This window comes from Thiocystis violascens DSM 198, assembly GCF_000227745.2.
In the GTDB taxonomy this organism is placed as follows: Bacteria; Pseudomonadota; Gammaproteobacteria; order Chromatiales; family Chromatiaceae; genus Chromatium; species Chromatium violascens.
Genome location: NC_018012.1, coordinates 3,466,851 through 3,492,626, shown reverse-complemented (window position 1 = coordinate 3,492,626; position 25,776 = coordinate 3,466,851). Strand labels below are relative to the sequence as shown.

Here is a 25,776-nt window from a genome sequence, read left to right as displayed (position 1 = left end):
TTTAATCGTAGGTCAATTCAGACCAGCGGCCCTCGTCGATCAACTGTTGCTTGACCTGCTTCCAAGCATCCGCCGATCCCGCCTGTTCGGCCATGACCTGGTCGAACACCTGCGCGATCTTGCCCAGCCCCGAGAGGAAGACATGGGTGTTGGATTCGCGGATGAGACGCCAGGCATCGGCGGCGTGCTCGGCGAGAGCCTGCCCCAGCGCCTGTGACGAGGACATCATGGGGCGCGTCCCCAAGGCGCGGAATGCCTGGAAGGTCTTGTCGTCGTAGTAGTTGGCGAGATCGGTGCTCTCGTCGTTGGCGTACATCAGATCGAGACCGCTGCGCCCGCCGTAATACAGCCGCACCTGTCCCTTCCAGTCGCCGCGGCGCTCGTAGATGAGCTGGGCGAAGGCGCGGAAGGGGGCGACGCCGGTACCGGTGCCGATCATGAGCAGATTGGCGCGGTTGTCCAGCGGCATCTTGAAGGGGCTCAGATACGGACCGCTGATGGTCAATTGGTCGCCCGGTCGAGCGTCGCAGAGATAGTTGGACGCCACGCCCGGATAGCGTTCGCCGCTGATCTCGTCGACGTAGAAACAGCGGCGCACCAGAATCTCCAGGGTCACGCCATCGCCCACCGGAAGATTGCGGGCATTGGCGATGGAATAGCGGCGCAGATGCTGGGCGTTGCCGAAAGCATGCGGACCGGGCACCAAGACGCCGATGCTCTGACCCTCGACGAACTGAAAGGCCGGGTCCAGCACTTCGAGCGTGAGATGACGAACCTCCGCCGCGCTGTCCGGAGTGACGCGCTGGGACGCCTTGACGACCGCCGCCGTGGTGGGGCCGATCTCGGGGGTGAACTGACTCATCCGCTTAACTCCTCGCTCTTGCGGCCTTCAGCCGCAAGAGATGATTGAAATTGACTAACCAATGAAATTCGACTGCCTTGGGATCCGGGATCCCAGGGGCGATCAATGCCGAGCGGGAAATCCCGAGGGACGTTTCTCGCACTGACCGCTGCCGCAGGAACAGCCGCCATCCTCGCGCCGAAAGGGTCCGAGTTGCGGGTTTCCAGCCGCAAAGCGCGCATAGACCCGCTCCACCCAGACCCAGCCAGCCAGCACGGCGAAGATGATCAGGGGGGCCAGCAGAAACTTAACCATGCCCGCCACCGAGACCCGCGAAGCCCATGAAGGCGAGCGACAGCAGCCCCGCCAGCATCAGGCTCAGGGCCGCGCCCTGACTGACGCTCGGCACCCGCGCCAGAGCGAGCTTTTCGCGCAGACCGGCCATGAGCATCAGGGCCAGCATGAATCCGACTCCAGCACCCGAGGCATAAACCAGGCTCTGCACGAAGTCGTATTCCTTGGATGTCTGGAAGAGCGCCAGCCCCAGGATGGCGCAGTTGGTGGTGATCAGCGGCAGGAAGATGCCGAGCGAGCGGAACAGCGCCGGACTGAACCGCTTGACGAACATCTCGACCAGTTGCACCGTCGAGGCGATGACCGCGATATAGCAGATCAAACGCAGAAACAGCAGATCCAGCTCGGTCAGCAGCCAGTTGATACCGAAGGCGGCGGCGGAACTCACCAGCATCACGAACAGGGTCGCTAGCCCCATGTTCCAGGCGGTCTCTTTCTTGGCCGAGACGCCGAGGAATGGGCAGATGCCGAGAAAGAGCGCCAGCACGAAATTATTGACGATGGCGGCATTCAGAAAGATTAGCGGCAAGGGTTCAGCGTGCATGGACGGCGACTCCGGTTTGCTCGGTCAGCCCGCGCGCCTTGCGCAGACGCAGCCAGTTGAACAGCAGCAGCCAGGCGCCCAGCACGAAGAAACCGCCAGGCGGCAGGATCATCACGATCCAGGGCTGAAAATCCGCCCCGAACAACGGAACCCCCAACAGGGTTCCGTTGCCCAGGATTTCGCGCACCGTGCCCAGGCACAGCAGCGCCAGAGTGAAACCGATGCCCATCCCGAGACTGTTGACGAAGGTGGTCATCAGACGCTGTTTAGAGGCATAGGCCTCGGCCCGGCCCAGAATGACGCAGTTCACGACGATCAACTGGATGAAGGCTCCGAGCGCCGCGTACAGCTCCAGGCTGATCGCCTGGATGGCGTAGTCGACGATGGTCACGAAGGTGGCGATGATCACGATATAGCTCGCGATGCGCACCTGCTTGGGAATCCAGTGGCGCAGCAGCGAGATCAGCAGGCTGGAGCAGACCAGCACGAAGGTGGTCGCCAGCCCCATGGCGATGGCGTTGAGGGTCGTGTTCGTCACCGCCAGCACCGGACACATGCCGAGCAGCATTACGAACACCGGGTTTTCTTCCCAGAGACCACGGAGGAAAGTATCCGGGGTCAGGGTTTCCTGGGGGTTGAGTAGATCAGCCATTCATCTCGCCTCGCGTTAAACCGCGTCTCGCGCGGTATCGTCATTTCGAGTCGTTCGCTCGTGTGTTGCGTTCACCAGCCAGAATCGGAGTTGACGCGGTTTAAGTCATTAAAAATAAAAAATTTTAAACCGTGTCAGCGGCAACCTGAGTGGACCCGCGTCGGTGCCCTCTCGCACAAAACGACGCAGATCCCTCTGGACGCGGTTTAATGCGGTTGCGACAGCCTGGCTGGATCTTGCTGGATCGCCCGTTGGATCGCGGGCACGGCCCGTTGCGCGGCGGCATTCGCCGCCCGTCCCATCGCCTTGGAGGAGATGGTCGCGCCGGTGATGGCATCGATCTGCCAGGGCTCGGACTTGGTTCCATGCTTGACGGTAACGATCTCGTTGGCGAGCGCGGAACCCTCGGCGTTGAGGCGGGCGTCCAGCGCCTCGAAATTCTTGAGAAATACGGGATCGGTATCGAGTTTGTCGCCGAAGCCGGGCGTCTCGGTGGAATTGAGCACCTTGCTGCGGACGATACATTGGCAGCTTGGGTCATAGGCATACATAACCGTGACCGGGCCAGCGTAGCCCGGCGCGCTGCCGGTGATGGCAAGCCCCTTGAGCTGGGCGAAATCGTCGTAGCCGGCGTAGACCGGGGCTCCGCTAACGCCCTCGCCCGCCAGCCTCAATTCACCGGTGTCGGCGATGACAAAATCCCGCTTGCTCACCGCGCCCGGCAGCACCTGAAAGACCGCCCGTTCGGTCAGGACGCGCTGATTCTCGGCGATGATCGGCAGGGTGAACTGGTAGACCAGCGCCACCAGCAGGCCCGAAAACATGGCGATTCCGCCCAGGGTGCGCAGCATGGGCCAGGCGGGAGTGACCGCGGGCTGGATCTGTACGTTGCTATTCATCGTTGGCTCACTTCGATCCATAGACACGCGGTTGGGTCCAGCTTGAGATCAGCGGGCCGATGGCGTTGCCGAGCAGGATGGCGTACATCACGCCCTCCACCAGTCCGCCGAACAGCCGGATGATCACCGTCAGGGCGCCGATGAAGAGGCCGTAGACGATCACCCCGCGCGCGGTCACCGGCGAGGCCACCATGTCGCTGGCCATGAACCAGGCGGCGAGCATCAGCCCGCCCGAACAGAGCACGAACCAGGGACTCGGATAGATGGCGGGGTCGATGAGCCAGAAGGGCAAGGCGACCAGCACCGCGCCGGCCATGACGCTGGCCGGAATGCGCCAGTCGAGCATCCGCTGCCAGGCGAGCCAGAGACCGCAGATCAGGATCAGGAGCGCGGAGGTCTCGCCGGCCGAACCGGCGATCAGACCGGTGAAGGTGTCGGCCAGCGGCGTCTCGATGTGCTGGAATTTTTGCAGCGCCAGGGGCGTGGCGCCGGTCCAGCCGTCCATCTGCAATCCGGCGACCCAGTCGGCAACCGGGACCGGCTGCATGAAGGGCAGCGTAAGCGTGGACGGGATCAGCTCCGAAAAGCGCCCCGGCGCGAAGGCCGGGGTCCAGGTGGTGATGGCCACCGGAAAGGCCGCCTGCACGAAGGCCCGTCCCACCAGAGCGGGATTCATGACGTTGTAGCCCAATCCGCCGAACAGCGCCTTGCCGAGCGCGATGGCGACGAAGGCCGCGACCGCCGCCATCCAGAGCGGAAAGCCCGGCGGCAGGGTCAAGCCGAGCAGCAGTCCGCTGATGACCGCCGACCAGTCCGCGACCGTGTTGCCCTGACCGCTCTGACGCGCAAAGAACCACTCGGTCGCGACCGCCACGCCAACCGTGGTCAGCAGCAGCAGCAGGGCGCTCAGACCAAACTGCCAGACCGCGAAGACCGCGATCGGCAACAGCGCCAGCACCACGGTGCGCATGATTTGGTCGACCGACATCGCCCGCTTGAGATGCGGGGAGGTTCTGATCTCAATGTCTTTGAACATAATCTTTCAACATCATGAGGTTCAATCCAATAAGGACGTGGGCCACAGCCAGGACTCGGGGATCGTCATCCGGGATCGCCGAGTACCACTCGGCAATCCCGAATGGCACTCCCGTGGTTACTGTGGCCGCTTGCGATTGATCGCCTTGGAGATCCGGAAATATTGGGTCAAGGGGATGTTCGACGGACAGACATAGGCGCAGCAGCCGCACTCGAAGCATTGATCGAGATGGTAATCCGCGGACATGGTCGCGTAGTCGCGCGCCTGCGCCAGCTCGCCCAGCATGGAGGGATTGAGCGAGATCGGACAGGCGTTGAGACATTCGCCGCATTTGATACAGGGATAGACCTGCTTCCGGGCCGCATTCTCGTCCTCGGCCTCCAGCACCACCACGCCCGACACGGATTTGGTGATAGGCACGTCGAGCGATGCCACGGTCATGCCCATCATGGGACCGCCCAGGATCACCCCGCCCGCGTTCGGTTTGACCCCGACCTGTTCGAGCAGGAAGCGCACCGGCGTGCCGATCGGCACCATAAAGTTGCCCGGGCGCTCGACCGGCAGTCCGCTGACGGTCACCACCCGCTCGATCAGCCCGCGACTCTTGGGCAGCAAATCGCCCATCTGGGCCAGGGTGCCGACGTTGAAAACGGCCACGCCGATGTCCGAGGTCAGACGGCCGGCCGGAACCTCAAGCCCCAGCAGGCTGCGGATCAGCATCTTCTCGGCGCCCTGCGGATACTTGGTCTGGACCGCCTCGGCGGTGATCGGCAAATGTTTGGGCAGACGCGCGCGCAGATGGGCGACCGCGTCGAGTTTGTTGTCCTCGACCCCGATGATGGCCCGCTTCGCCCCGGTCGCGCGCAGCGCGATGCGGATGCCGCGGATCAGCGAATCGGTCTGCTCCAGCATGATGCGATGATCGCAGGTGAGATAGGGCTCGCATTCGCAGCCGTTGACCACCAGGGTCTCGATGGCCTTGCCCGTCGGCGGAATCATCTTGACATGGCTGGGGAAGGCCCCGCCGCCCAGCCCGACCAGACCGGCCGCCTGGACCGCCGCGATGATCGCCTCCGGCTCCATCTGTTCCGGATCCTGTTCGTGGTCGTAGAGCACCTGCTGTCCGGCGGCCAGATAGACCTTGAGAAAAATCGCCGGCGCCTTGGGGCCCTCGGCGGTCGGTCCCAGGCCGATTTTCCGGATCACGCCGGTGGCCGGCGCGTGCATGGGCACCGAGACGAAACCGTCCGCCTGTGCAATCGGTTCGCCACGGACCACTTCCTGCCCGACCTTGACGAGCGGAATCGCCGATTTCCCTTTGTGCTGCGACAGCGGAATGATCAGCTCGGGCGCGAACGGCAGACGCCGGATCGGCTTGTCCGCCGTCAGTTCCTTATGCTCGAGCGGATGGATGCCGTGATCGAAGGTCGGGGCACGCTGGAACAGGCTGAAGAGTCCCCTGGAGGAACGCGGCTCCGCCGGGAACCGACCGCTTGAATCGAGAATCGCTGTTTGCTCTTGCATCGAAGGATCCGCCGATGTTGGTTGAAATGAAACCGCGCCCTGGGACTGCCGGCTTGCAGCCGGCCCTGGGGTAGTCGACATGTTGTCGACTGGCCGTTTGGAGGTAACACGTCCGACGACAAGTCGGACGCCCCAGGTGCCGGCTACAAGCCGGCGCTCCCAGCGGTTGTCCTTACTGGTATTTCTCGGCCCGCTTGATCAGCTTGTCCACGCCGGCCTCGGACGGATTGAAGGGCGTGCCGGGATGGATACAGCCGGCGGTACACTTCTCGGCGGCCTTGACGATGTCCTTATAGGGACCGGCCTTGGGATCGAGCACCTCGACCTTCTTGTCGCTGTTGTATTTGAAGATCTTGGGGTTGATGTTGACGCACTCGTCGCAGGCGGTGCATTCGGGGGTCTCGATCCAGACCGCCTCCCAGCCCTCGGTCGCGCCGTTTCCGGAGCCATTGGCGCTGGCGTGGGCAGCACCGTTGCCGCCCGACCCGTTGCCGCCAGTCAAGGCCCCGAGCGCCCCGCCATCCCCGCCGGCCATGGCCAGCAGGCTGAGGGTCAGCTTCTGCGCCATCTCGGCCTTGGCCGCGTTGCGCACCTGGTCGACATCGACCTTGTTCAGCTCGCCGCAGATGCCGCGCAACTGGGTCCAGAAACCGCGCCGTTCCTCGCAACTGGTGACCAGTTCCTGCGCGACCAGCACCCGCATCAGGCGGTTCTTGCCGTCGACGCCCCAGATATAGGGGAAGAGCCCGTCGCGTCCGTCGGCGTCCAGTTCCAGGAACTCGGCCAGCGAAACCATGGAATCGTTCCAGGTCTCGGGCGGCGCCTTGCGGAAGTGCTTGCGGAAACGGCCCTCGATCATGGCGAAGTCGGCGAAGGTGAAGGGCACCTCCATCGCGGCGGGATTGCCCTTCTCGTCGGTGTAGTTCAGCGTCCAACTGATCCAATCCTGATCGATGTTGGGATTGCCCTCGATCGAACAGCACTCCTCGAAGCTCGCGCCCAGGTCCGGGTTATAGGTGAACAGCGGATAGGCGCGCGATTCCACCGCCATGCGGGCATGCTTGTTCGACATGTCGTCGCCGATGCCGTGCTCGGGCTGACAGGAGGTATAGACGGTGAACAGGGCCGGACGGCGCGCATTCAGACCATCGATATAGCCCTCCAGCAGGTGCGTCAGATGCGACGCGGAGCTGGTCAGCACATAGCTGGAACGATGCGCCATGCCGATCAGGCCCATCTCCTTGCGGATCTCGGTCTTGCCCTTCCACTGCTTGCCGTAGGGGGCCATGTCCGCGATCTGGCCGATGAAGCCCGAGGTACAGGACTGACCGCCGGTGTTGGAATAGGACTGGGTGTCGAGCACCAGGATCTTGACCGGATGACCGGACATGAGCGCGCGCGACAGGTTCTGGAAGCCGATGTCGTACATGGCCCCGTCGCCGCCGACAGCGACCACTGGCGGACAGAGCAGCCATTCCTCCTCGCTGAAATCCTTCCAGCCGTAGTAGGTCAGGTTGGATTGAGGATCGGCCGGGTTGAACTTGCCGTCGAGTTCCAGACGCGCCTGACGGATCGCCTTGAAGCCCTCGCCCATCTTGCGCATGTGACCCTCGAACAGACCGAGCGCCATGGAAGGGGCGTCCTGGAACAGGTTATTGGTCCAGGGGAAGGGATAGGGGCTGTAAGGGAAGGTCGCGCCCCACACCGAGGTACAGCCGGTCGAGTTGGCGATGCCCATCGCGGCGCGCGGCTGCGGGCTGACATACTGGGCCTTGAGATGACGCAGCTTGTCGAGCAGCCCGGTGACCCATTTCAGCCACTCGGGATCGACCGGCTGGGCGCGCTTGTCCGTCAGTTCGGCCGACAGACCGGACAGGGTCAGATCGCCGTCCTTGTGCGTCTCGACCGCCTTGGCGATCGCGGCGCTGTTGGACAGATCCATGCTGGCGGCGAGCTTGAGCCGGACATGGGTCTCCAGCCGGTTGATGAGATCGTCGATCTCGGCCAGATGCCGCTTGACGCGCGGCTGCATCAGGGCGGTCACGGTGGCGGTGAAGAGATGGATGGCGGTTTTCTCGCCGCAACCCATGCAGGAACCGTCGCCCGAGACCATCGACTGATAGTTGCTCTTGTCGAGCAGCAGGGTTTCGAGCGCGCCGACCTTGTCGTCCAGATCCTCGATGCGGATGAAGTCCGGATCGGTGGTGGGAAGGTCGAGCCACATGTTCCAGCGCGCCTGCATCTCCTGGATGCTGGCCTCGGTCTGGGGCTCGTCGATCAGGGCGCCGTCGCCGCAGACCTCGATGCATTCCATGCAACCCTTACAGGTGTAGGGGTTGACGGTGATGCTGAAGAGCCCGCCGCTGCCGATCTGTTTCTTCTCGCGATTGGTCCAGTAGGGCTTGGTGATGGCGAACTGATAGTCCGCCAGCGCCTCCATCATGAGACCGAATTCTTGCTCGGCCAGTGCTTTCTGCTCGGGTTCGCCAGAGAAGGCAGCCAGCGTTTCCAGCACCGCCCGGTCCATGAGCAGGCGCATATCGGCCGACTCGCCGGCGCCATTGACCAGTTCGCGCAGACGCTTCTCGACATTGCGCGTCTCGCGGCGCAGATACTGGGTCGGCATGCCGCGCTCGACACGCGCGATGGCGGCGGCGAAGACATCCGAAACCTTATTGACCAGCCCCGGAATGGCGCTGTCCGGGCAGACCGAGAAACAGTTGCCGCAAGCGGTACAGTTCTCCGGGACATACTTCGGATAGGAGAAGCGGATCTGCGTCATGTCGCGATAGACGCCCGTGGAGGCGGGCATCAGCGACAGCGCCATGTGCGGATCGGCCAGATTGTCGCTGCCACGCCCGGTGGCGTAGAAGGCGCCGGTCTGCTCCCAGAAACGATGCACGTCGGTCAACCCGCCGTCACCTTCGGGCAGTGCCTTGAGCATGACCGGCAGACCGACCTCCTTGCGCGCGATGAGCTGACCGCCCGCCACGACCTTGTCGGTGATCTCGACGATCTCATCGAAGCCGCGGCGCACGATGCGCAGGTTGTCCTGAACCACGCGCTCGCCCTTGCCGCCGAACTTGGCGCGGATCTGCTCCTCCATGGCCGAGAACAGACCGGCCTCTGTGAGACCGGACCGCTCCATCAGCGGCGAGGCGGCGAAGAAGGCGCCCTGGAAGGCGTTGCCCTGCATGCGGAACTGCAACTCGGGATCGGAGGCTTCTTCACGAGCGATCTTGAAGCCGTCGAGATAGAAGACGCGGATCTCGCGCTCGATCATGAAACGGCGCGCGGCGGGCGGGAAGCTCATCCACACCTGTTCGGCGTTCTCCAGACTGGACTGGATCACAAAGGCGCCGCCGCGATCCAGCCCGGACAGCGGATTGGAGTGGGTGAAGACATTGGGGTCCGGGCTCAGGACCACGTCGACATAGGTGTACTCGCAGTTGAGCCGGATCGGCTCGGGCGCGGCGGAGAGGAAATAGGTGGTCGGCTGACCCTTCTTCTCCGAGCCGTATTTGGGATTGGCGCGGATGTCGAAGCCCAGCAGATCATAGAGGGTCATCGCCAGATTCTTGCCGGTGGTCACCGCGCCCCAGCCGCCGACCGAGTGCATGCGTACCGTGACCGCGCCCTTGGGCAGCAGGTTCGGGTTCTCGCTGCCGCGCAGCGACATCTCCTGAATGCGCGGATAGGCATCCTTGAGCGCCTGGAGCCGGATCTCGTCCTTCGGGTCGAGCGCCTCGCGCATGAAGTCGATCGAGAGATAGTAGAACTTGCGCCGCGTGCCCTCGGGCAGCATGTTTTCGACCGCCGCGATCAGCCCCTCGGGCTGGAGGTCGCGCGAACCCAGGCCATAACAGCCGGAATAGAGTCGCGGCATGTCGCCGGCTTTATAGGTCGCATAGGCGGGATACGGCAGATCCTCGCCCTTGCCGACCACGCCGTTTTCGAGACACTTGGAAAGCGCCGCGCGGATCTCGCGCATGATCGGCAGATCCTCGGCGAGCGGCTGGTCGGTGCGTTCCAGGATGGCCACGCCCTTCTTGCCTTGCAGCAGGCGCCCGATCAGATCGCCGGGGAAGGGACGGAACATGGTCAGGTTGACCACGCCAACCTTGAGCTCGCGGGTCGTGCGCAGATAATCGGCGACCGCCTCGGCCTGGGTGATCATGCTGCCCTGCCCGACCAGCACATAGTCGGCGTCATCCAGATCATAACCGGTGGCGCGCTGATAGCGCCGGCCGGTCAGCTCGTAGTACTCGTCCATGACCTGATCGGCGATGGCTTCGATATGATCGAAAAAGTAAGGCCGCTGGGCCGCCACCGCCTGCATGTAGGCGTCCTGATTCTGCACCGGACCGGAGGTGGCCGGGTTGTCCACGTCCCACACCAGCGGCACGCGCCGGCGGGTCGGGCCATGGATCAGCCGCTGCGCCGGGGTCGGGCACTCGATGATGTCGTCCGGACGCCCGCAGAATTCCTCGATCAGCGCCCGCTCGGGCACCATCAGCGGCTCGATCAGATGGGTGGTCAGGAAGCCGTCCTGACCGACCACGGCGGGCGTCAGCGTGAGTTCCGCGATCTTGCGCGCGATCAGATTGAGATCGGCCGCCTCCTGGGCGCTCTTGCTGAACACCTGGAAGAAACCGGTGTCGTCGATACAGTGATAATCGTCATGGGCGCAGTGGACGTTCAGCGACGCCTTAGTGATGGCGCGCGAACCGATATGCAGCACATAGGGCAGACGCTTGCCGACTGCCGCGTAGAGCGACTCGTGCATGAAGGCCACGCCTTGGGCGGAGGAGAAGTTGACCGCGCGCAGACCGGTCATGGACATCCCGGCGGTGACCGCGGCGGCGGCATGCTCGGATTCGGGTTCGACGAAGATCAGCGGATTGCCCGAGATGTTCAGATGTCCCTTGGCGACTTCCTCGGCCCAATACTCGCCCATCTGGGTCGAGGGCGTGATCGGATAGGAACCAGCGGCATCGGACGCCTCGCGCTCGCCGAGAATCACGGCGCTATTGCCGTCCATCGCCATGCGGGTGCCGGGATACTTGAACTGCTTGTCGTCTTTCTTTCCGAACATGGGCCTTACTCTCGTGGTGAACCGCCAAAGCCGACCTTGAGCCACGCGGGCGCAGGGGACGCAAAGGGGTATTGTTCTAATAGACTCCGACGCGGCCGACTGTGAACCAGTGACCAAATCGCTGATCTCAAGCGCGTCCGTTCAAATGCGGGGAAATCGCTGGGCGTGCTCTCCGGTCTAAACCACCGGCAGCGCCCCCTTACGCAAAACCTTGCGAGCATCCCGGCCCTTGATGACCCGGCCATCCGCTTCCAGCCAGACGATGGCGCCGGTCGGACAGCGTTCGATCGCGACCGTGGACGCCAGCGAATTCTTGCTGTAATCGATCACGGCCAGGTTGTCCTGGATGTCGATCAAGCCTTCCGGCGAGTCCTGGACGCAGCGCCCGCAGGCAGTGCAGGCGACCTCGCAGTGATGCTCCGCTTCATCGCCGAATTCCAGATTCATGCAGGCGACCCAGAGGCGGTGACTCACCGGATGCAGACTAAAGAGATCCTTCGGGCAGACCGTCACGCAATCGCCGCAGGCGGTGCACTGGTCCTCGATGACGACCGGAATGCCCTGCTTGTTCATGTAGAGCGCATCGAAGCCGCAGACCACTTCACAATCGCCGAAGCCAAGACAGCCCCAAGAGCAGCCGCGCCCCCCACCGGCGACCAGCGCGGCGGCACGACAGGAAGGAAGTCCGCTGTAGTTGGCGCGCACATAGGCGACATTGCCGCCGCCGTCGCAGGCCAGACGCGCGACCCGCTTCTCGGTGGCCCCCAGGTCGACGCCCAGGAAATCGGCGATAATCTGATTCATCGACTTGGAGTTGACCGTGCATTTACCCGGTTCGGTTTCGCCCTTGACCAGCTGCTCGGCGAACGGACGGCATCCGGCCGTGCCGCAAGCACCGCAATTGGCCATGGGCAACAGCCCCTCGACCTGATCGATACGGGGATCTTCGAAGACGAACAGCCGCTTGTTCGCCAGCACCAGCAAGACGGCGAGGACCAGACCGAGTGCGGTCATGAAACCGACGGCAGTGAGAATGATTGCCATAGACTGCGAATCCCGCGCAAGGGCGGCCTGGGAAGCACGGCGACGGAATCGGAAAACCGTTCGCCAGGCTTCGGGATGGCTGGTGGAGAGACCAGGTTGATCGACGGAGGATAGACGCCTGGGGCCACCAAAAACTGAACGAAGTTTACGGATTTATGATCTATTAATATTCGTAATTATATAAATCGTCAGTATTGAAATTGACAGAAGAGGTTGATTCCGATTATTTTTATCACTGAAAACCGTCGACCACACCGGTCACGAGACCGGTCGCCAGCGCATCGGACAAGGGAATCAGCAGAATTTTGTCGTTCGGCACCGAGGCGGCGGCGATCGCCATCTCTGCGTCGACCCCCATCTCGCGCAGATAGCGAGCCGAATCGGCTACATAGAGCTGCCCGCCTTCATGACTGCTGTAGAGGTGAGGAACCTTGCTCTGGTGCACCCCAAGCCGGGCATCGCGGGTGACATAACGCTCGACGCCCCCCGCCAGCACATCGACGCAGGCGGAGGTGCAGACCCGGTCGACCGCCGTGCGCAGACCGTTCGCCCGCAGCCAGCGCCCCAGCTTGCGGGCCTCATGCACCGAGCCGCCCGGACTATTGATGACCAGACCGATCGCCCGGCGCTGGCGCAACTCGACCATGACGCGTTCCGCGAAACCCTCGGTCATCTCGACGTCGTCGATGCGCAGCCAGACCATGCGCGGACGGCCATCTGGCTCGAAGCGCATCAGCGCGGAGGTGACTCCGGTCTCGGCGGAAAGACTCCGGCAGGCATCGACGGCCAGCGCGACCAGAACCGGCCCGAGGGCTCGATACTCCTGGATCAAGCGATTGGAGCGTTCGACGATGGCGTCCACCGTCAAGCCGTAGCGATCCGCGGCGGCGATCACGACCGCATCGGACACGGCCACGTCGTTCGTCTGCCCGACCCGCAGCAGATGGCAGGCCGCGAGGGTCGAGAGCAGTTCATCACGAGCGATCCCCGCAGGCGCCGGCGCCGGCGCCGGCGCGTCCCGGCGATCGAGAGCGCAGCCGGACAGGGCGAACAGCAGCGCGAGCGCTCCCACCGTGACGACGCGTCTCGACATAGCCCCCGTTCCTGGAAAAAAGCCGCTAAACCCGCGTTTCGATCCCCTGCTCGCGCAGATAGGATTTGACGGCCTGAATCGGCACCTCGCGCCGGTGGAAGATACCGGCGGCCAAGGCCGCCTCGACGCCGGTCGCGGCGAAGACCTCGGCGAAATGCTCCACGCAGCCGGCCCCGCTGGAGGCGATCACCGGAATGCTCACGGCCGCGCGGACCGCGCCGATCAGTTCCAGATCGAACCCGGCCCCGCTGCCGTCGCGGTCGATGGAGTTCAGCAGGATCTCCCCGGCGCCCAGCGCCTCGCAGACGCGGGCCAGCTCGACCGCGTCGACATCGCGCCCCTCGCGCCCGCCCTTGATCGTGCATTGAAACCAGCAATAGCGCTCGCCATCGGGTCCGGGCGTCGCCGTCTCGACCGTCTGGTGGCGCGTCTCGTCCGGCGAACGGACATAGACGCGACGCGGGTCGATCGAGATCACCACGGCCTGATTGCCGTAGACGCGGGCGATCTCCTCGATGGCGCTGGTCCCGTCCCCGCAACCGCGCTCCAGATAGCGCTCGACAGTCGCGACGGCGTCCGAGCCGATGGAAATCTTGTCGGCCCCGGAGCGAAAATACTCGTCGGCCACGTCCAGGGCCGAATAGGACGTGCCGCTGGCGTCGGTGAAGGCGCGGATGCCGCCGCCGATGGTCAGCGGCACGAATACCCGTTCGGAGGTGCGCCGCAGCACCTCCAGCATGGGCTGGTCGGCGAGCGGGAAATCGCGAAAGGCGGTGATATTGAGAAAGGTGATCTCGTCGGCGCCTTCCTCGTAATAGCGCTGGGCCAGTTCGACCGGCTTACCCAGATTGCGGACCTCGCCGGATTCGCGCACGTCGTATTGATCGCCCTTGGTCACGACCAGATCGCCGGCATCGTTCGCGCGCACGTCCAGGCAGGCAATGACGCGCTTGGCGAAATGGGTCGGGGCATCGGCCGGGCGCGGCGACCAGCCGGCGACCGGCGCGCCGCCCGCGTCGGCGGCGAGAAAATGCTGGAGCAGCCGCAGTCCTGCCGCGCCGCTCTTCTCCGGATGGAACTGCACGGCGGCAACCCGTCCGCGTTGCACCGCGCTCAGGAAGGGGCTGCCGTAATCGGTCGTCGCGAGACGCCAGTCGGCATTCTCGGGACTCGGCTCGGCGCGATAGGAATGCACGAAATAGAGCTTTTCGCCGGCATAGTCGGCGAACAGGGGCGAGGCGCGTTCCACTCGCGCGTCGTTCCAACCCATGTGCGGAACCGACAGATCACTGGCGTCGAAGCGGCGGATCCGGCCGGGAATCAACCCCAGCCCCGCCACGCCGGGCGACTCCTCGCTGCCCTCGAAGAGCGCCTGCAAACCGATGCAGATCCCGAGAAAGGGCCGACCGGTGGCCAGATACTCCTTCAGCGGCTCGACATAGCCGAGCCGATGCAACCGCTCCATCGCCGCGCCAAAGGCGCCGACGCCAGGAAAAATCAACCTTTCGGCCTGGAGGATATCCTCGGGCCGCGCGATCTCGGTGAGCGAGAAACCCAACGCATGAATGGCGTTGCGCAGACTGCGGACATTGCCCGCGCCATAGTCCAGGAGCGAAATCATAGGTCGAATCCGAATGGGGTTGGATCGGTGCGCGAGGCATCCGATCAGCCGTGGGACAGGGATTGATCGTTGCGGGTTAGTTTAGCGCCAAGCGGTCGGGCGGTTCATTCTTTCCGATCCGGCGCGCGCCTCGTGAACCGAATCCGGTCGCTTTCCGGGCTTGGCGATCAGGATAGATATCATTGAAGTCGTCATGCGCGCGTAACATGGAATGCAGTAGCATGACGCCCCTTGCGACCGAGGTCGCCAGCCGATCCGTTCGAGGTTCCACTTGAGGGCAAACCAAATGCACAGGGTCATTTCAGGCGTTCGCCTGCTCATTCCGCTCTGCCTATTGTCGACCATCTCCGTCGGCCACGCCGAGGAACAGGTCCATCTCTACAACTGGAGCGATTATTTCGCCGAGGACACCCTGTCCGGCTTCCAGGAAAAAACCGGAATCCGGCCGGTGCTGGATGTCTACGACGCCAACGAGGTGCTGGAGGCCAAGCTCTTCGCCGGCAGCAGCGGTTATGACCTGATCTTCCCGACCGCGCGGCCTTTCGCGGCGCGCCACATCAAGGCGGGGCTTTATCTGCCGCTCGACAAGTCAAAGCTGCTCGGCCTGGACAAGCTGGATCCCGACATCATGTCAAGCCTGGCCGCGATCGACCCGGACAACGCCCATCTGGTGCCCTATATGTGGGGCACGTCGGGGCTCGGGCTGAATCTGGAGAAGGTGAAGGCCGCGCTGGGCGAGGATGCGGAACTCGACACCTGGGCACTGATCTTCGACCCCGACAAGGCCGCCAAGCTGGCCGGTTGCGGCATCAGTCTGCTCGACGATCCCACCGAGATCTTCCCGGCCGCGCTCGTTTATCTGGGCAAGGATCCGAACAGTCTCGACAAGGCCGATCTGGACGCCGCTGCGGCGCTGATCAAGGCCGTGCATCCGCACATCCGGTATTTCCACTCCTCGCAATACATCAGCGATCTGGCAAATGGCGATCTTTGCGTCGCTCACGGTTATTCCGGGGATGTCCTGCAGGCTCAGGAACGCGCCGAGGAGGCGGGCAAGGGTGTCGATCTCGAGTATCGGATTCCGCGCGAGGGGGCGGCGCTCTGGACCGATGTGATGGCGATTCCCAAGGATGCGCCCAACCCGGCGGCGGCCCACGCCTTCATCGCCTATCTGCTCGATCCCAAGGTGATCGCGGCGGCATCCGATTATGTCTACTACGCCAATCCCAATCTGGCGGCGACCCCGCTGATCGATAGCGACCTACGCGGCAATCCGGGCATCTATCCACCCGCCGAGGTCAAGCAGCGACTCTTCGTGCCCGCCGAGCGCAGCGATGCCGAGATCCGCAACCTGAACCGACTCTGGACCCGGCTCAAGACCAACCGTTAATCCAGGAAGCCGACCGCATGGCCACTCTCGCCGAACGCCGTCTCACCGCGCCCCGTCTCGAACCCTGGCAGGATCCCAAGGCCGCGCCCTACGTGCGCATCGAACGGGTCACCAAGAAATTCGGCGATGTCTACGCGGTCGACGATCTGAGCCTGGACATTTTCCAGGGCGAGTTTTTTTCGCTCCTGGGCAGTTCCGGCTGCGGTAAATCGACCCTGCTGCGGCTGCTGGCGGGGCTGGAATATCCCAGTGCCGGGCGGATCTTCATCGACGGCGTCGACGTCACCAATGTTCCGCCCTACTCGCGCCCCGTCAACATGATGTTCCAGTCCTACGCGCTCTTCCCGCACATGAGCGTGGAGCAGAACGTGGAGTTCGGTCTCAAACAGGATCGCCTGCCGCGCGGGGAACGCGCCGAGCGGGTCGGCGAGATGCTGGATCTGCTCAAAATCGCCGAGCTGCGCAAACGCCGGCCAGAACAACTCTCCGGCGGTCAGCGCCAGCGCGTGGCGCTGGCGCGCAGTCTCGCCAAGCATCCCAAGCTCTTGCTGCTCGACGAACCGCTCGGGGCGCTCGACAAGCGGCTGCGCGAGAATACCCAGTTCGAGTTGGTCAACCTCCAGGAACGCCTCGGCATTACCTTCGTGACCGTCACCCACGATCAGGAGGAGGCCATGACCATGTCCACCCGGATCGCGATCATGGACGCCGGTCAGATCATGCAACTGGACACCCCGACCGCGATCTACGAATTTCCGAGCTGCCGCTTCGTCGCCGAGTTCATCGGGTCGGTGAACCTGTTCGAGGGCAAGATCGTGTCGAGCGACGGCGACCGGGTGGTGGTGGACACCCGCCTTGGCCGCCCCATCCACATGCGCAGTTTTCTGCCGCATCCCATCGGCACGCCGGTCACCGTCGCGGTGCGTCCCGAAAAGATGCGTCTCTGTCAGGAGTACCGCGAGGATGGCGTCAATCAGCTCAAGGGCATGGTGGAGGACATCGCCTATCTGGGTGACGTGTCCATCTATCGGATCCGGGTTGGCGACGGTCAGTTGGTCGAAATGACCCTGACCAACATCCAGCCACGCACCGAGCAGGCGCTGACCTGGGAGCAGGAAGTGGCGATCGAATGGTCGCCGACGAGCGGCGTGGTGCTAACGGAATGACCGCACCGCCCACCCATTCGCACCGCCTGAGCCGCCTGGTCAACATCGGCATCCCCTATCTCTGGCTGGGACTGTTCTTCCTGCTGCCCTTCGCGATCGTGCTGCGGATCACCATCGCCGAGCCCGCTCTCGCCCAGCCGCCCTATACCGCGCTGTGGGAATGGATCGGGGACGGCATGCTCCAGATTCAGGTCAATCTGCAGAACTTCACCCTGATCTGGGAGGACGACATCTATCTGGCGGCCCTGCTGAACTCGCTGTGGGTCGCCTTCATCTGCACGGTCTTCTGTCTGCTGCTGGGGTATCCGATGGCCTATGCCATCGCGACCGCCCCCGAGCGCCGACGAATGATCCTGTTGATGCTGATCATCCTGCCCTTCTGGACCTCGTTTCTGATCCGCGTCTATGCCTGGATCGGCATTCTCAAGACCAACGGGATCCTGAACAATTTTCTGCTCTGGACCGGTCTTATCGATACGCCGCTGCACATCCTGCACACCCAGAGCGCGGTCTATATCGGCGTGGTCTATTCCTACCTGCCCTTCATGATCCTGCCGCTCTATGCCAACCTGACCCGTCTCGACCCGACCCTGTTGGAGGCCGCGGCGGATCTCGGCTGTCGTCCTATCCGGGCCTTCCTGCGGGTCACGCTGCCGCTCTCGATGGCCGGCATCGTCGCGGGTAGCATGCTGGTCTTCATCCCGGTGGTCGGCGAATTCGTGATCCCCGACCTGCTCGGCAGTCCGGGAAGCCTGATGATCGGCAAGCTGCTTTGGACGGAGTTCTTCTCCAACAAGGACTGGCCGCTGGCCGCGGCGCTGGCGATCCTGTTGCTCGCCCTGCTGGTCGTCCCCTTCGTGCTGATGCAGCGTCTACAGACGCGCATGGAGGAGGGCTCGACATGAAACGTCGCTCCTGGCCATTGCTCGGCGTGCTGATTTTCGGCTACGCCTTCCTCTATGTGCCGATCCTGCTGCTGATTCTCTATTCCTTCAACGAATCCAGACTGGTCACCGTCTGGTCGGGGTTCTCCTTCAAGTGGTACGGCGAACTGCTGCACAACCGTCAATTGCTGGACGCGGCCTGGCTCAGCGTGCGCATCGCCGCCGTCAATGCCACGGTCGCCATGATCCTGGGCACCCTGGCGGCCAATGCGCTGACGCGTCACGGTCGCTTTCGCGGACGCACCGGCTTCGAACTGCTGCTGACAGCGCCGCTGGTGATGCCGGATGTCATCATCGGACTCTCGCTGCTGCTGCTCTTCGTCGCCATGCAACAGACCATCGGCTGGCCGGACGGACGCGGTTTCACCACCATCGCCATCGCCCACATCACCTTCAGCATGGCCTATGTCACGGTCGTGGTGCGCTCGCGGCTGGCGCGCATGGACGCCTCGCTCGAAGAGGCGGCGATGGACCTGGGCGCCCGTCCGCTCACGGTTTATCTGCGCATCACCCTGCCGCTGATCGCGCCAGCGTTGCTCTCCGGCTGGCTGCTGGCCTTCACGCTTTCGCTCGATGACCTGGTCATCGCGAGCTTCGTCTCCGGCCCCGGCTCCACCACGCTCCCGATGGTGGTCTATTCCAGCGTGCGTATGGGAGTATCGCCTCAGATCAACGCGCTCGCGACCCTGATCGTGGCCATCGTGGCTCTCGCGGTGCTCGTCGCGGGTTGGACGATGCGGCAGAAACCGGATCGAGCACAAAAACGCGGCGCATGAAAAAGGGGCCATCAGGCCCCTTGGTCTTTCCGAAGATCGGTGGAGCGGGATTATTCGCCCGGCTCGATCGCCTTCATGCTCAGACGGATACGGCCCTGCTTGTCGACTTCGAGTACCTTGACCCGCACCTGATCGCCTTCCTTGAGCTTGTCGCTGACCGACTGGACGCGCTCCTCGCAGATCTGCGAGATGTGCACCAGACCGTCGCGGCCCGGCAGGATGGTGACGAAGGCGCCAAAGTCCATCAGACGCGCGACCTTGCCCTCGTAGATCTTGCCCACTTCAACGTCGGCGGTGATCAGACGGATGCGCTTCTTGGCCTCTTCGCCGGCGGATTTCTCCACCGAGAAGATTTTGACCACGCCGTCGTCGTTGATGTCGATGGTGGCGCCGGTCTCCTCGGTGATCGAGCGGATCACGGCGCCGCCCTTGCCGATGACATCGCGGATCTTCTCGGGATGGATCTTGAACTCGATGATGCGCGGGGCATGCTCGGACATCTCGGAGCGGTGCGCCTGGATGACCTTGGCCATCTCGCCGAGGATGTGCAGCCGTCCGTCCTTGGCCTGAGCGAGCGCGGTTTCCATGATCTCCTTGGTGATGCCCTGGATCTTGATGTCCATCTGCAGCGCGTTGATGCCCGCGACGGTTCCGGCGACCTTGAAATCCATGTCGCCCAGATGGTCCTCGTCACCCATGATGTCGGTCAGGACGGCAAACTGGTCGCCTTCCTTGATCAGACCCATGGCGACGCCCGCCACCGGCGCCTTGATCGGGACGCCCGCGTCCATCAGCGCCAGACTGGTGCCGCAGACGCTGGCCATCGAGCTGGAGCCGTTGGACTCGGTGATTTCCGAGACCACGCGCACCGAGTAGGGGAACTCCTCGATGCTCGGCATGACGGCCAGAATGCCGCGCTTGGCGAGACGCCCGTGACCGATCTCTCGCCGCTTGGGCGAACCGACCCGTCCGGTCTCGCCCACGCAGAAGGGCGGAAAGTTGTAGTGCAGCATGAAATGCTCGCGCCGCTCGCCTTCGAGTGCGTCGATGATCTGCGAATCGCGCTCGGTGCCGAGGGTGGTGATGACCATGGCCTGGGTCTCGCCACGGGTGAAGAGCGCCGAGCCGTGGGTGCGCGGCAGGACGCCGGTGCGGATCGTGATCGGGCGCACGGTCTTGCCGTCGCGGCCGTCGATGCGCGGATTGCCGGCCAGAATGGACCCGCGCACCGTGGTGCTTTCAAGTTGCTCGATGGCCGTCCTGACCTGTGCCTCGGTCCATTTTGGCGCCTCGCCGACCAGCGTATCGAGTGCCGACGCGCGGGCCGCGTCGAGTGCCGCGTAACGCACTTGCTTTTCGCGGATCCGGTAGGCGGTGGCGATCGGCTCGCCGCAGGCGTTCGCGACGGCGTCTGCCAATTCCTGGTTGGGTTCCGGCGGGGTCCAGGGTAATTCGGGCTTGTTGACCTCGGCGGCCAGTTCGCGGATGGCCTGGATGACGACCTGCATCTGCTCATGACCGAAGAGCACCGCCCCGAGCATGACTTCCTCGGACAGGCCGCGCGCCTCGGATTCGACCATCAGGACCGCCTGGTCGGTGCCGGCGACGATCAGATCCAGATCCGAATCTGGTCCAAGACCGATGACGGCTGGATTGAGAATGTACTCGCCGTTCTTGTAACCAACCCGCGCCGCGCCGATCGGGCCATTGAAGGGCAGACCCGCGATCGAGAGCGCGGCGGAGGCGCCGATCAACGCCGGAACCTCGGGATTGACCGCCGGGTTCAGCGATTTGACCGTGGCGATGATCTGAACTTCGCGGGTGAAGCCCTCGGCGAACAGCGGACGGACTGGCCGGTCGATCAGGCGCGAGGTCAGAATCTCGCCCTCGCTCGGGCGCCCCTCGCGGCGGAAGAAACCGCCGGGAATCCGGCCGGCGGCATAGGTCTTTTCCTGATAGTCGACGGTCAGCGGCAGAAAATCGCGGACCACGCCGGGGCGCTTGTCGACGACCACTGTCACCAGCACCACGGTATCGTCGAGGTTGACCATGACGGCGCCGTCGGCCTGACGCGCGATCTCGCCGGTTTCCAGCCTGAGCGTCTGGTTGCCGAACTGCACTTGCTTCACGATGGGGGTGGGAATCACGAATATATCCTCGGGGTGTTTGGGCCGCGCAGCCCGCGGCCTCCGGACCGCGAGGAGCGGGCGAAGCGGGGGCGGAACCGCCCCCGTTCGCCGAGATCGGGGCTGATCGGGTTAGCGACGCAGACCCAGACGCGCGATGAGATCGCGGTAACGGTCGATATCCTTGCGTTTCAGGTAATCGAGCAGTTTCCGCCGCGCGTTGACCATGTGCACCAGACCACGGCGCGAATGATGATCGTGTTTGTGTTCCTTGAAGTGTCCGGTCAGTTGCAGAATTCGCGCAGTCAGCAGAGCGACCTGAACCTCGGGCGAACCGGTATCTCTCTCGGCGCGCGCATATTCGTCGACGATTTTCTTTTTTTCTACTGCGGTCATGGTCATTGGTTGTCTCCTAAATTCGTGGGGACGTTGAAAAAAGGCCCGTATCCGGCGGTGACGACCGCCAAACCGATTTCCCCGACAATGACTTCAGGGGAATCTGGCCGGTTTAAATGAGACGCTTTGGTTGCACCTTGCCGTCTTCGAGGATGGTGCCGACACCGACGAAATGGGACGAGGCATCATAGAGACGCACCAATCCCTCGGTCGGCGCCTGAGGGATCAGCACCGCCTGACCCTGCCCCAGATAGAATGCCGCGTCGGCCGAGAGCTTCACCGCGGGCCAGTGACCGAGCGCGCTGTCGAGCGGAAGCAGCAGTGCATCCAGGCGTTGTGGCGTCTCGTCCTCGGACATGCTCTCGACCTGATCGAGCGTGACGAAAGGCGCGGCGGGCTCGGCATAGGGGCCGACGCCGGTGCGCCTGAGTTGGCTCACATAGCCGCCACACCCCAGTTCGCGGCCGATCTCTTCGGCCAGGGTGCGCACGTAGGTTCCCTTGGAACAATGCACGTCGAGTTCGATCTCGGGCAGTTCGAAGGACAGCAGATCCAGGGAGAAGATCTCGATTCGACGCGTCTGGCGTTCCACTTCCATGCCCTGGCGCGCCAGCTTGTAAAGCCGCTGGCCCTGATGCTTGACCGCCGAATACATGGGCGGCATCTGGTCGATCCCGCCGAGAAAGCCCCGCAGGACTTCCCGCACACGCGCTTCGTCGAATCCGACCACCGGGCGCGTTTCGACCACTTCACCCTCGGCATCGGCCGTGGTGGTGGTCACGCCGAGACGCACGCGGACGCGATAGCGCTTGTCCGCGTCGAGCAGGAAGGCGGAAAACTTGGTCGCATCGCCCAGACAACAAGGCAGCAGCCCCGTCGCGAGCGGATCCAGACTGCCGGTATGACCGGCCTTGGCGGCCTGATAAAAGCGTTTGACGCGCTGTAGCGCGTCATTCGAGGACAGGCCAAGCGGCTTGTCCAACAAGAGAATTCCGGTGACATGACGTCCCGAATCGCGGCGACGTGCCATCGATTTAAGGCTCCTGATCCGTGACTTGACGAGCGTCGGGGGACGCTGTCGCGACGGCGTTGTCGATCAGCGAGGACAGGCGTTCGCCATAGCCGATCGAGGTGTCGAAGACGAAATGCAACTGCGGGATGGTGCGCAAACGCACCTCACGCGCGATCGCATGACGCAGAAATCCGGACAGCGGGCCATTGAGCAGACGCTCCTGGGTTGGCGCGTCCTCGTCGCTCGGGAAGCAGGTGAAGAAGACCTTGGCATGCGCCAGATCCCGCGTCACCCGCACCTCATGCACCGTGATGTTGCCAAGCCGGGGATCCCGGACCTGATCGCGCACCGCCACCGCCAGCACCCGCTTCAACTCGGCACCGATGCGTTCGGTGCGATCGAATTCCTTCACATTCACAGCTCGCGCGCCCGCTCGGTGCGCTCGAAGACCTCGATCTGGTCGCCGGGCTGCACGTCGTTGTAGTTTTTGACGCCGATACCGCACTCGGTACCCGCCTTGACCTCGCTGACATCGTCCTTGAAGCGGCGCAACGACTCCAGCGCCCCCTCGTAGACCACGACGTTCTGGCGCAGCACGCGGATGGGACTGTTGCGACGGATCGCGCCCTCGGTGACTAGACAGCCGGCGATGGCGCCGAACTTGGAGGAGCGGAACACGTCGCGCACCTGAGCCAGTCCGATGATCTCCTCGGTGACGATCGGACTCAGGAGCCCGGAGATCGCCTTCTTCACGTCATCGATCAGCTCATAGATGATGCTGTAATAGCGCAGGTCGAGTCCCTTCTCGTCGACCACGCGACGCGCGGCGGCATCGGCGCGGACGTTGAAGCCGAGGATGATGGCGCTGGAACTCACTGCGAGATTGGCGTCGGATTCGGTGATTCCGCCGACGCCGGAGGCCACGATAGAGAGCTTGACCTCCTCGTTGGCGAGTTTCAGCAGGCTGTCCTTGAGTGCCTCCAGACTGCCCTGAACGTCCGCCTTGATGATGAGATTGACGCTCTTCTGCTCGCCATCCTTGATCTGGGAAAAGAGTTGATCGAGGCTGACGCCACGCTGCTCGTCGAAGCGGCTTTGACGCGAGCGCGCGGAGCGGAACTCGGCAACCTCGCGGGCGCGCCGCTCGTCGGTCACCGTCATCACGTCGTCGCCGGCGTTCGGCGTCCCCGAGAGTCCCAGCACCTGCACCGGGATGGAAGGCCCAGCGGATTCGACCGGCAAGCCGGCCTCATTGAACATCGCCCGTACCCGGCCATACTCGCCGCCGCTGACGATAATGTCGCCACGGCGCAGGGTGCCGGCCTGGACCAGTACGGTCGCGACCGGACCACGCCCCTTGTCGAGACTGGACTCGACGATCGCGCCACGGGCGGGACCGTCCACCGGCGCCTTGAGTTCGAGCACCTCGGACTGGAGCAGAATGGCATCGAGCAGGTCGTCAATACCGTCGCCGGTCTTGGCGGAGACCTTGACCATCATGGTGTCGCCGCCCCATTCCTCGGTCAGCACCTCGTGCTGGGTCAATTCCTGCATGACCTTGTCCGGGTTGGCGTCGGGCTTGTCCATCTTGTTGACGGCAACGATCAACGGCACCTTCGCGGCACGGGCGTGATGGATCGCCTCGACGGTTTGCGGCATGACGCCATCGTCGGCGGCGACCACCAGGATCACGATATCGGTGACCTTGGCGCCACGGGCGCGCATGGAGGAGAAAGCGGCATGGCCCGGCGTATCCAGGAAGGAGATCGTGCCCTTCTCGGTTTCGACATGGTAGGCGCCGATGTGCTGGGTGATCCCGCCGGCCTCGCCGGAGGCGACCCGGGTGCGCCGGATATAGTCGAGCAGCGAGGTCTTGCCGTGGTCGACATGGCCCATGATGGTGACCACCGGGGCGCGCGGACGCAACTCGGCCTGTTCCACCTGTTCCTGCACCTCGTCGAGCAGCGTCCCCTCGGCGTCGCGATTGTCGGTGAGCACCGCCGTATGGCCCAGTTCCTCGACCACGAGGATGGCGGTATCGCGATCCAGAACCTGATTGATGGTGACCATCATGCCCTGCTTGAACAGTTCCTTGATGACCGCCGGAACCTTGATCGACATCCGGCTGGCAAGTTCGCCCACCGAAATCAGTTCGGGGATCTCAACCTCACGCACCACGGGCGCGGTCGGCCGCTGAAAGACATGCTTGTCCTGGAGTTCCGGCTTGGTCTTTTTCCGGCGGCGCAAGCCCCGACTGGTCCCGGCACCGCTCTCGACCTCTTCATAATCGGTTCTGGGGGTCACGATTTGTTCGCGAGCGCGAGTTGAATCCTTGCGCACCGCTTTCTTGACGGCCCGATCTTTTTCCTCGGGTTCCGCAGTCTTCTTGACGCAGCCCTTTTTGGGCTTTGCGGCTTCGACGCGACGCGCAACGGCAGGAGCTGACGCCGGGGGGCGAGCAGCGGGCGGCGGCCTCTTGACCTCGCTTTCCACAACGACCGACTCCGGCTCCTGAAGCGCTTCAAGCGCCTGGCGGGCAGCCTCGGCCTCGGCCTCGATCAACGCCAGACGCTCGGCTTCGATCCGCGCGGCCTCTTCCGCACGCCGACGCGCGTCTTCCGCAAGACGACGCTCGTCGTCCGCGACACGACGACGGATCGCTTCCTCGCGAGCACGCAATTCCTGATCTTCCTGATCGGCCAGGCGCCGCGCTTCCTGCTCGGCACGCAAAGACTGGAGTTCGGTCCGGCGACGCACCTCGTCGTAAACCGGCGCTTTAGGCGCCGCGCGCTCTCTTGCGGGACGCGGACGCTCGACAGGGGGTCGACGCGGGGGAGCGGTCGACGCCGGCGGGGGCTGTGTCGCGGGCGTGGCAGAGGGTGCCGGCGCGGATGGTGTCTCGTCGCCGCGCTTGACATAGGTGCGCTTGCGGCGCACCTCGACACTCACGGTCTTGCCGCGCGCCGGTGGCGCGGGCCGGACGCCGGCGGTACTGCGGGGTACCGCGGTCACCTGACGCAATTCGCTGACCGATTTACGCTTGAGGGTAACCTGACTCGGCGCCGCGCCGTCGTCCTCTTCTCCATCCTTGCCATGACTGCGGCGAAGATAGCCAAGGAGCTTGACTTTCTCCTGTTCCGTCAAGGTAGCGTCGGCGCCGCTGGCGCTGATGCCCGCCTCGTTCAATTGGGTAAGGAGTCGCTCGACCGGAATACCGACCGTGGAGGCGAGTTGCTTGACCGTGACTTCACTCATGGACTGAC

20 protein-coding genes are annotated in these 25,776 nt (G+C 63.8%); 4 read left to right on the top strand and 16 right to left on the bottom strand.

Features of this window, described 5'->3' with window-relative positions; all coding sequences use genetic code 11:
* Nucleotide 1 precedes the first annotated feature (1 nt).
* The 11 genes from THIVI_RS15455 to THIVI_RS15405 all read right to left on the bottom strand — a co-directional run bounded on the left by THIVI_RS15455 (nt 2) and on the right by THIVI_RS15405 (nt 14,703).
* Nucleotides 2–862 (bottom strand): ferredoxin reductase domain-containing protein, encoded by an 861-nt coding sequence (locus THIVI_RS15455; protein ID WP_014779477.1) that lies wholly within the window; start codon nt 860–862, stop codon nt 2–4.
* Nucleotides 863–964: 102 nt separating this feature from the next.
* Entirely contained in the window at nt 965–1,156 is a 192-nt protein-coding gene (locus THIVI_RS15450; protein WP_014779476.1) for a hypothetical protein, read from the bottom strand.
* Nucleotides 1,149–1,739, bottom strand: a complete 591-nt coding sequence (locus tag THIVI_RS15445; RefSeq protein WP_014779475.1) for an electron transport complex protein RnfA — start codon at nt 1,737–1,739, stop codon at nt 1,149–1,151. The genes THIVI_RS15450 and THIVI_RS15445 overlap by 8 nt, the downstream gene beginning before the upstream one ends.
* Nucleotides 1,729–2,391, bottom strand: a complete 663-nt coding sequence (gene rsxE / locus THIVI_RS15440) for an electron transport complex subunit RsxE (protein WP_014779474.1) — start codon at nt 2,389–2,391, stop codon at nt 1,729–1,731. Before rsxE ends, THIVI_RS15445 begins: the two co-directional genes overlap by 11 nt.
* Nucleotides 2,392–2,597: 206 nt before the next feature.
* Entirely contained in the window at nt 2,598–3,290 is a 693-nt protein-coding gene (locus THIVI_RS15435; protein ID WP_014779473.1) for an RnfABCDGE type electron transport complex subunit G, read from the bottom strand.
* Nucleotides 3,291–3,297: 7 nt separating this feature from the next.
* Nucleotides 3,298–4,326 (bottom strand): RnfABCDGE type electron transport complex subunit D, encoded by a 1,029-nt coding sequence (locus THIVI_RS15430; protein ID WP_014779472.1) that lies wholly within the window; start codon nt 4,324–4,326, stop codon nt 3,298–3,300.
* A 117-nt stretch (nt 4,327–4,443) separates the two neighbouring features.
* Complete coding sequence (gene rsxC, locus THIVI_RS15425; protein ID WP_014779471.1) at nt 4,444–5,850, bottom strand: electron transport complex subunit RsxC; 1,407 nt, start codon at nt 5,848–5,850, stop codon at nt 4,444–4,446.
* A 172-nt stretch (nt 5,851–6,022) separates the two neighbouring features.
* A complete protein-coding gene (locus tag THIVI_RS15420; protein ID WP_014779470.1) occupies nt 6,023–10,945 on the bottom strand; it encodes a 2-oxoacid:acceptor oxidoreductase family protein in 4,923 nt (1,640 codons plus the stop codon).
* Nucleotides 10,946–11,122: 177 nt separating this feature from the next.
* Nucleotides 11,123–11,989, bottom strand: coding sequence for an RnfABCDGE type electron transport complex subunit B (locus THIVI_RS15415; protein WP_014779469.1), 867 nt, complete (start codon nt 11,987–11,989; stop codon nt 11,123–11,125).
* Nucleotides 11,990–12,221: 232 nt separating this feature from the next.
* Entirely contained in the window at nt 12,222–13,082 is an 861-nt protein-coding gene (locus THIVI_RS15410) for a COG3904 family protein (RefSeq protein ID WP_014779468.1), read from the bottom strand.
* 25 nt (nt 13,083–13,107) lie between these two features.
* Nucleotides 13,108–14,703 (bottom strand): imidazole glycerol phosphate synthase HisHF, encoded by a 1,596-nt coding sequence (locus tag THIVI_RS15405; RefSeq protein WP_014779467.1) that lies wholly within the window; start codon nt 14,701–14,703, stop codon nt 13,108–13,110.
* A 286-nt stretch (nt 14,704–14,989) separates the two neighbouring features.
* Between THIVI_RS15405 and THIVI_RS15400 the strand changes: the two genes are divergently transcribed.
* From THIVI_RS15400 to THIVI_RS15385, 4 genes are read left to right on the top strand one after another with little or no spacing between them, the layout of a single operon-like run.
* Nucleotides 14,990–16,093 carry a polyamine ABC transporter substrate-binding protein gene (locus THIVI_RS15400; RefSeq protein WP_014779466.1) on the top strand — a complete coding sequence of 368 codons (1,104 nt, stop codon included), beginning with the start codon at nt 14,990–14,992 and terminating at the stop codon, nt 16,091–16,093.
* 17 nt (nt 16,094–16,110) lie between these two features.
* A complete protein-coding gene (locus THIVI_RS15395; RefSeq protein WP_014779465.1) occupies nt 16,111–17,259 on the top strand; it encodes an ABC transporter ATP-binding protein in 1,149 nt (382 codons plus the stop codon).
* Nucleotides 17,256–18,164, top strand: coding sequence for an ABC transporter permease subunit (locus THIVI_RS15390; RefSeq protein WP_041447048.1), 909 nt, complete (start codon nt 17,256–17,258; stop codon nt 18,162–18,164). The genes THIVI_RS15395 and THIVI_RS15390 overlap by 4 nt, the downstream gene beginning before the upstream one ends.
* Nucleotides 18,161–18,979, top strand: a complete 819-nt coding sequence (locus THIVI_RS15385; protein WP_014779463.1) for an ABC transporter permease subunit — start codon at nt 18,161–18,163, stop codon at nt 18,977–18,979. Before THIVI_RS15390 ends, THIVI_RS15385 begins: the two co-directional genes overlap by 4 nt.
* Before the next feature lie 50 nt (nt 18,980–19,029).
* Here THIVI_RS15385 and pnp read toward each other — a convergent pair whose 3' ends face one another.
* The 5 genes from pnp to infB all read right to left on the bottom strand — a co-directional run bounded on the left by pnp (nt 19,030) and on the right by infB (nt 25,768).
* Nucleotides 19,030–21,126 carry a polyribonucleotide nucleotidyltransferase gene (pnp, locus tag THIVI_RS15380; RefSeq protein WP_014779462.1) on the bottom strand — a complete coding sequence of 699 codons (2,097 nt, stop codon included), beginning with the start codon at nt 21,124–21,126 and terminating at the stop codon, nt 19,030–19,032.
* Between the two features lie 111 nt (nt 21,127–21,237).
* Nucleotides 21,238–21,507 (bottom strand): 30S ribosomal protein S15, encoded by a 270-nt coding sequence (gene rpsO / locus THIVI_RS15375; RefSeq protein WP_014779461.1) that lies wholly within the window; start codon nt 21,505–21,507, stop codon nt 21,238–21,240.
* Between the two features lie 106 nt (nt 21,508–21,613).
* On the bottom strand, nt 21,614–22,531 hold the full coding sequence (gene truB / locus THIVI_RS15370; RefSeq protein ID WP_014779460.1) for a tRNA pseudouridine(55) synthase TruB: 918 nt from the start codon (nt 22,529–22,531) through the stop codon (nt 21,614–21,616).
* Nucleotides 22,532–22,535: 4 nt separating this feature from the next.
* Complete coding sequence (gene rbfA / locus THIVI_RS15365) at nt 22,536–22,925, bottom strand: 30S ribosome-binding factor RbfA (RefSeq protein ID WP_014779459.1); 390 nt, start codon at nt 22,923–22,925, stop codon at nt 22,536–22,538.
* Nucleotides 22,926–22,927: 2 nt separating this feature from the next.
* Nucleotides 22,928–25,768, bottom strand: a complete 2,841-nt coding sequence (gene infB / locus THIVI_RS15360) for a translation initiation factor IF-2 (protein ID WP_014779458.1) — start codon at nt 25,766–25,768, stop codon at nt 22,928–22,930.
* Nucleotides 25,769–25,776 lie beyond the last annotated feature (8 nt).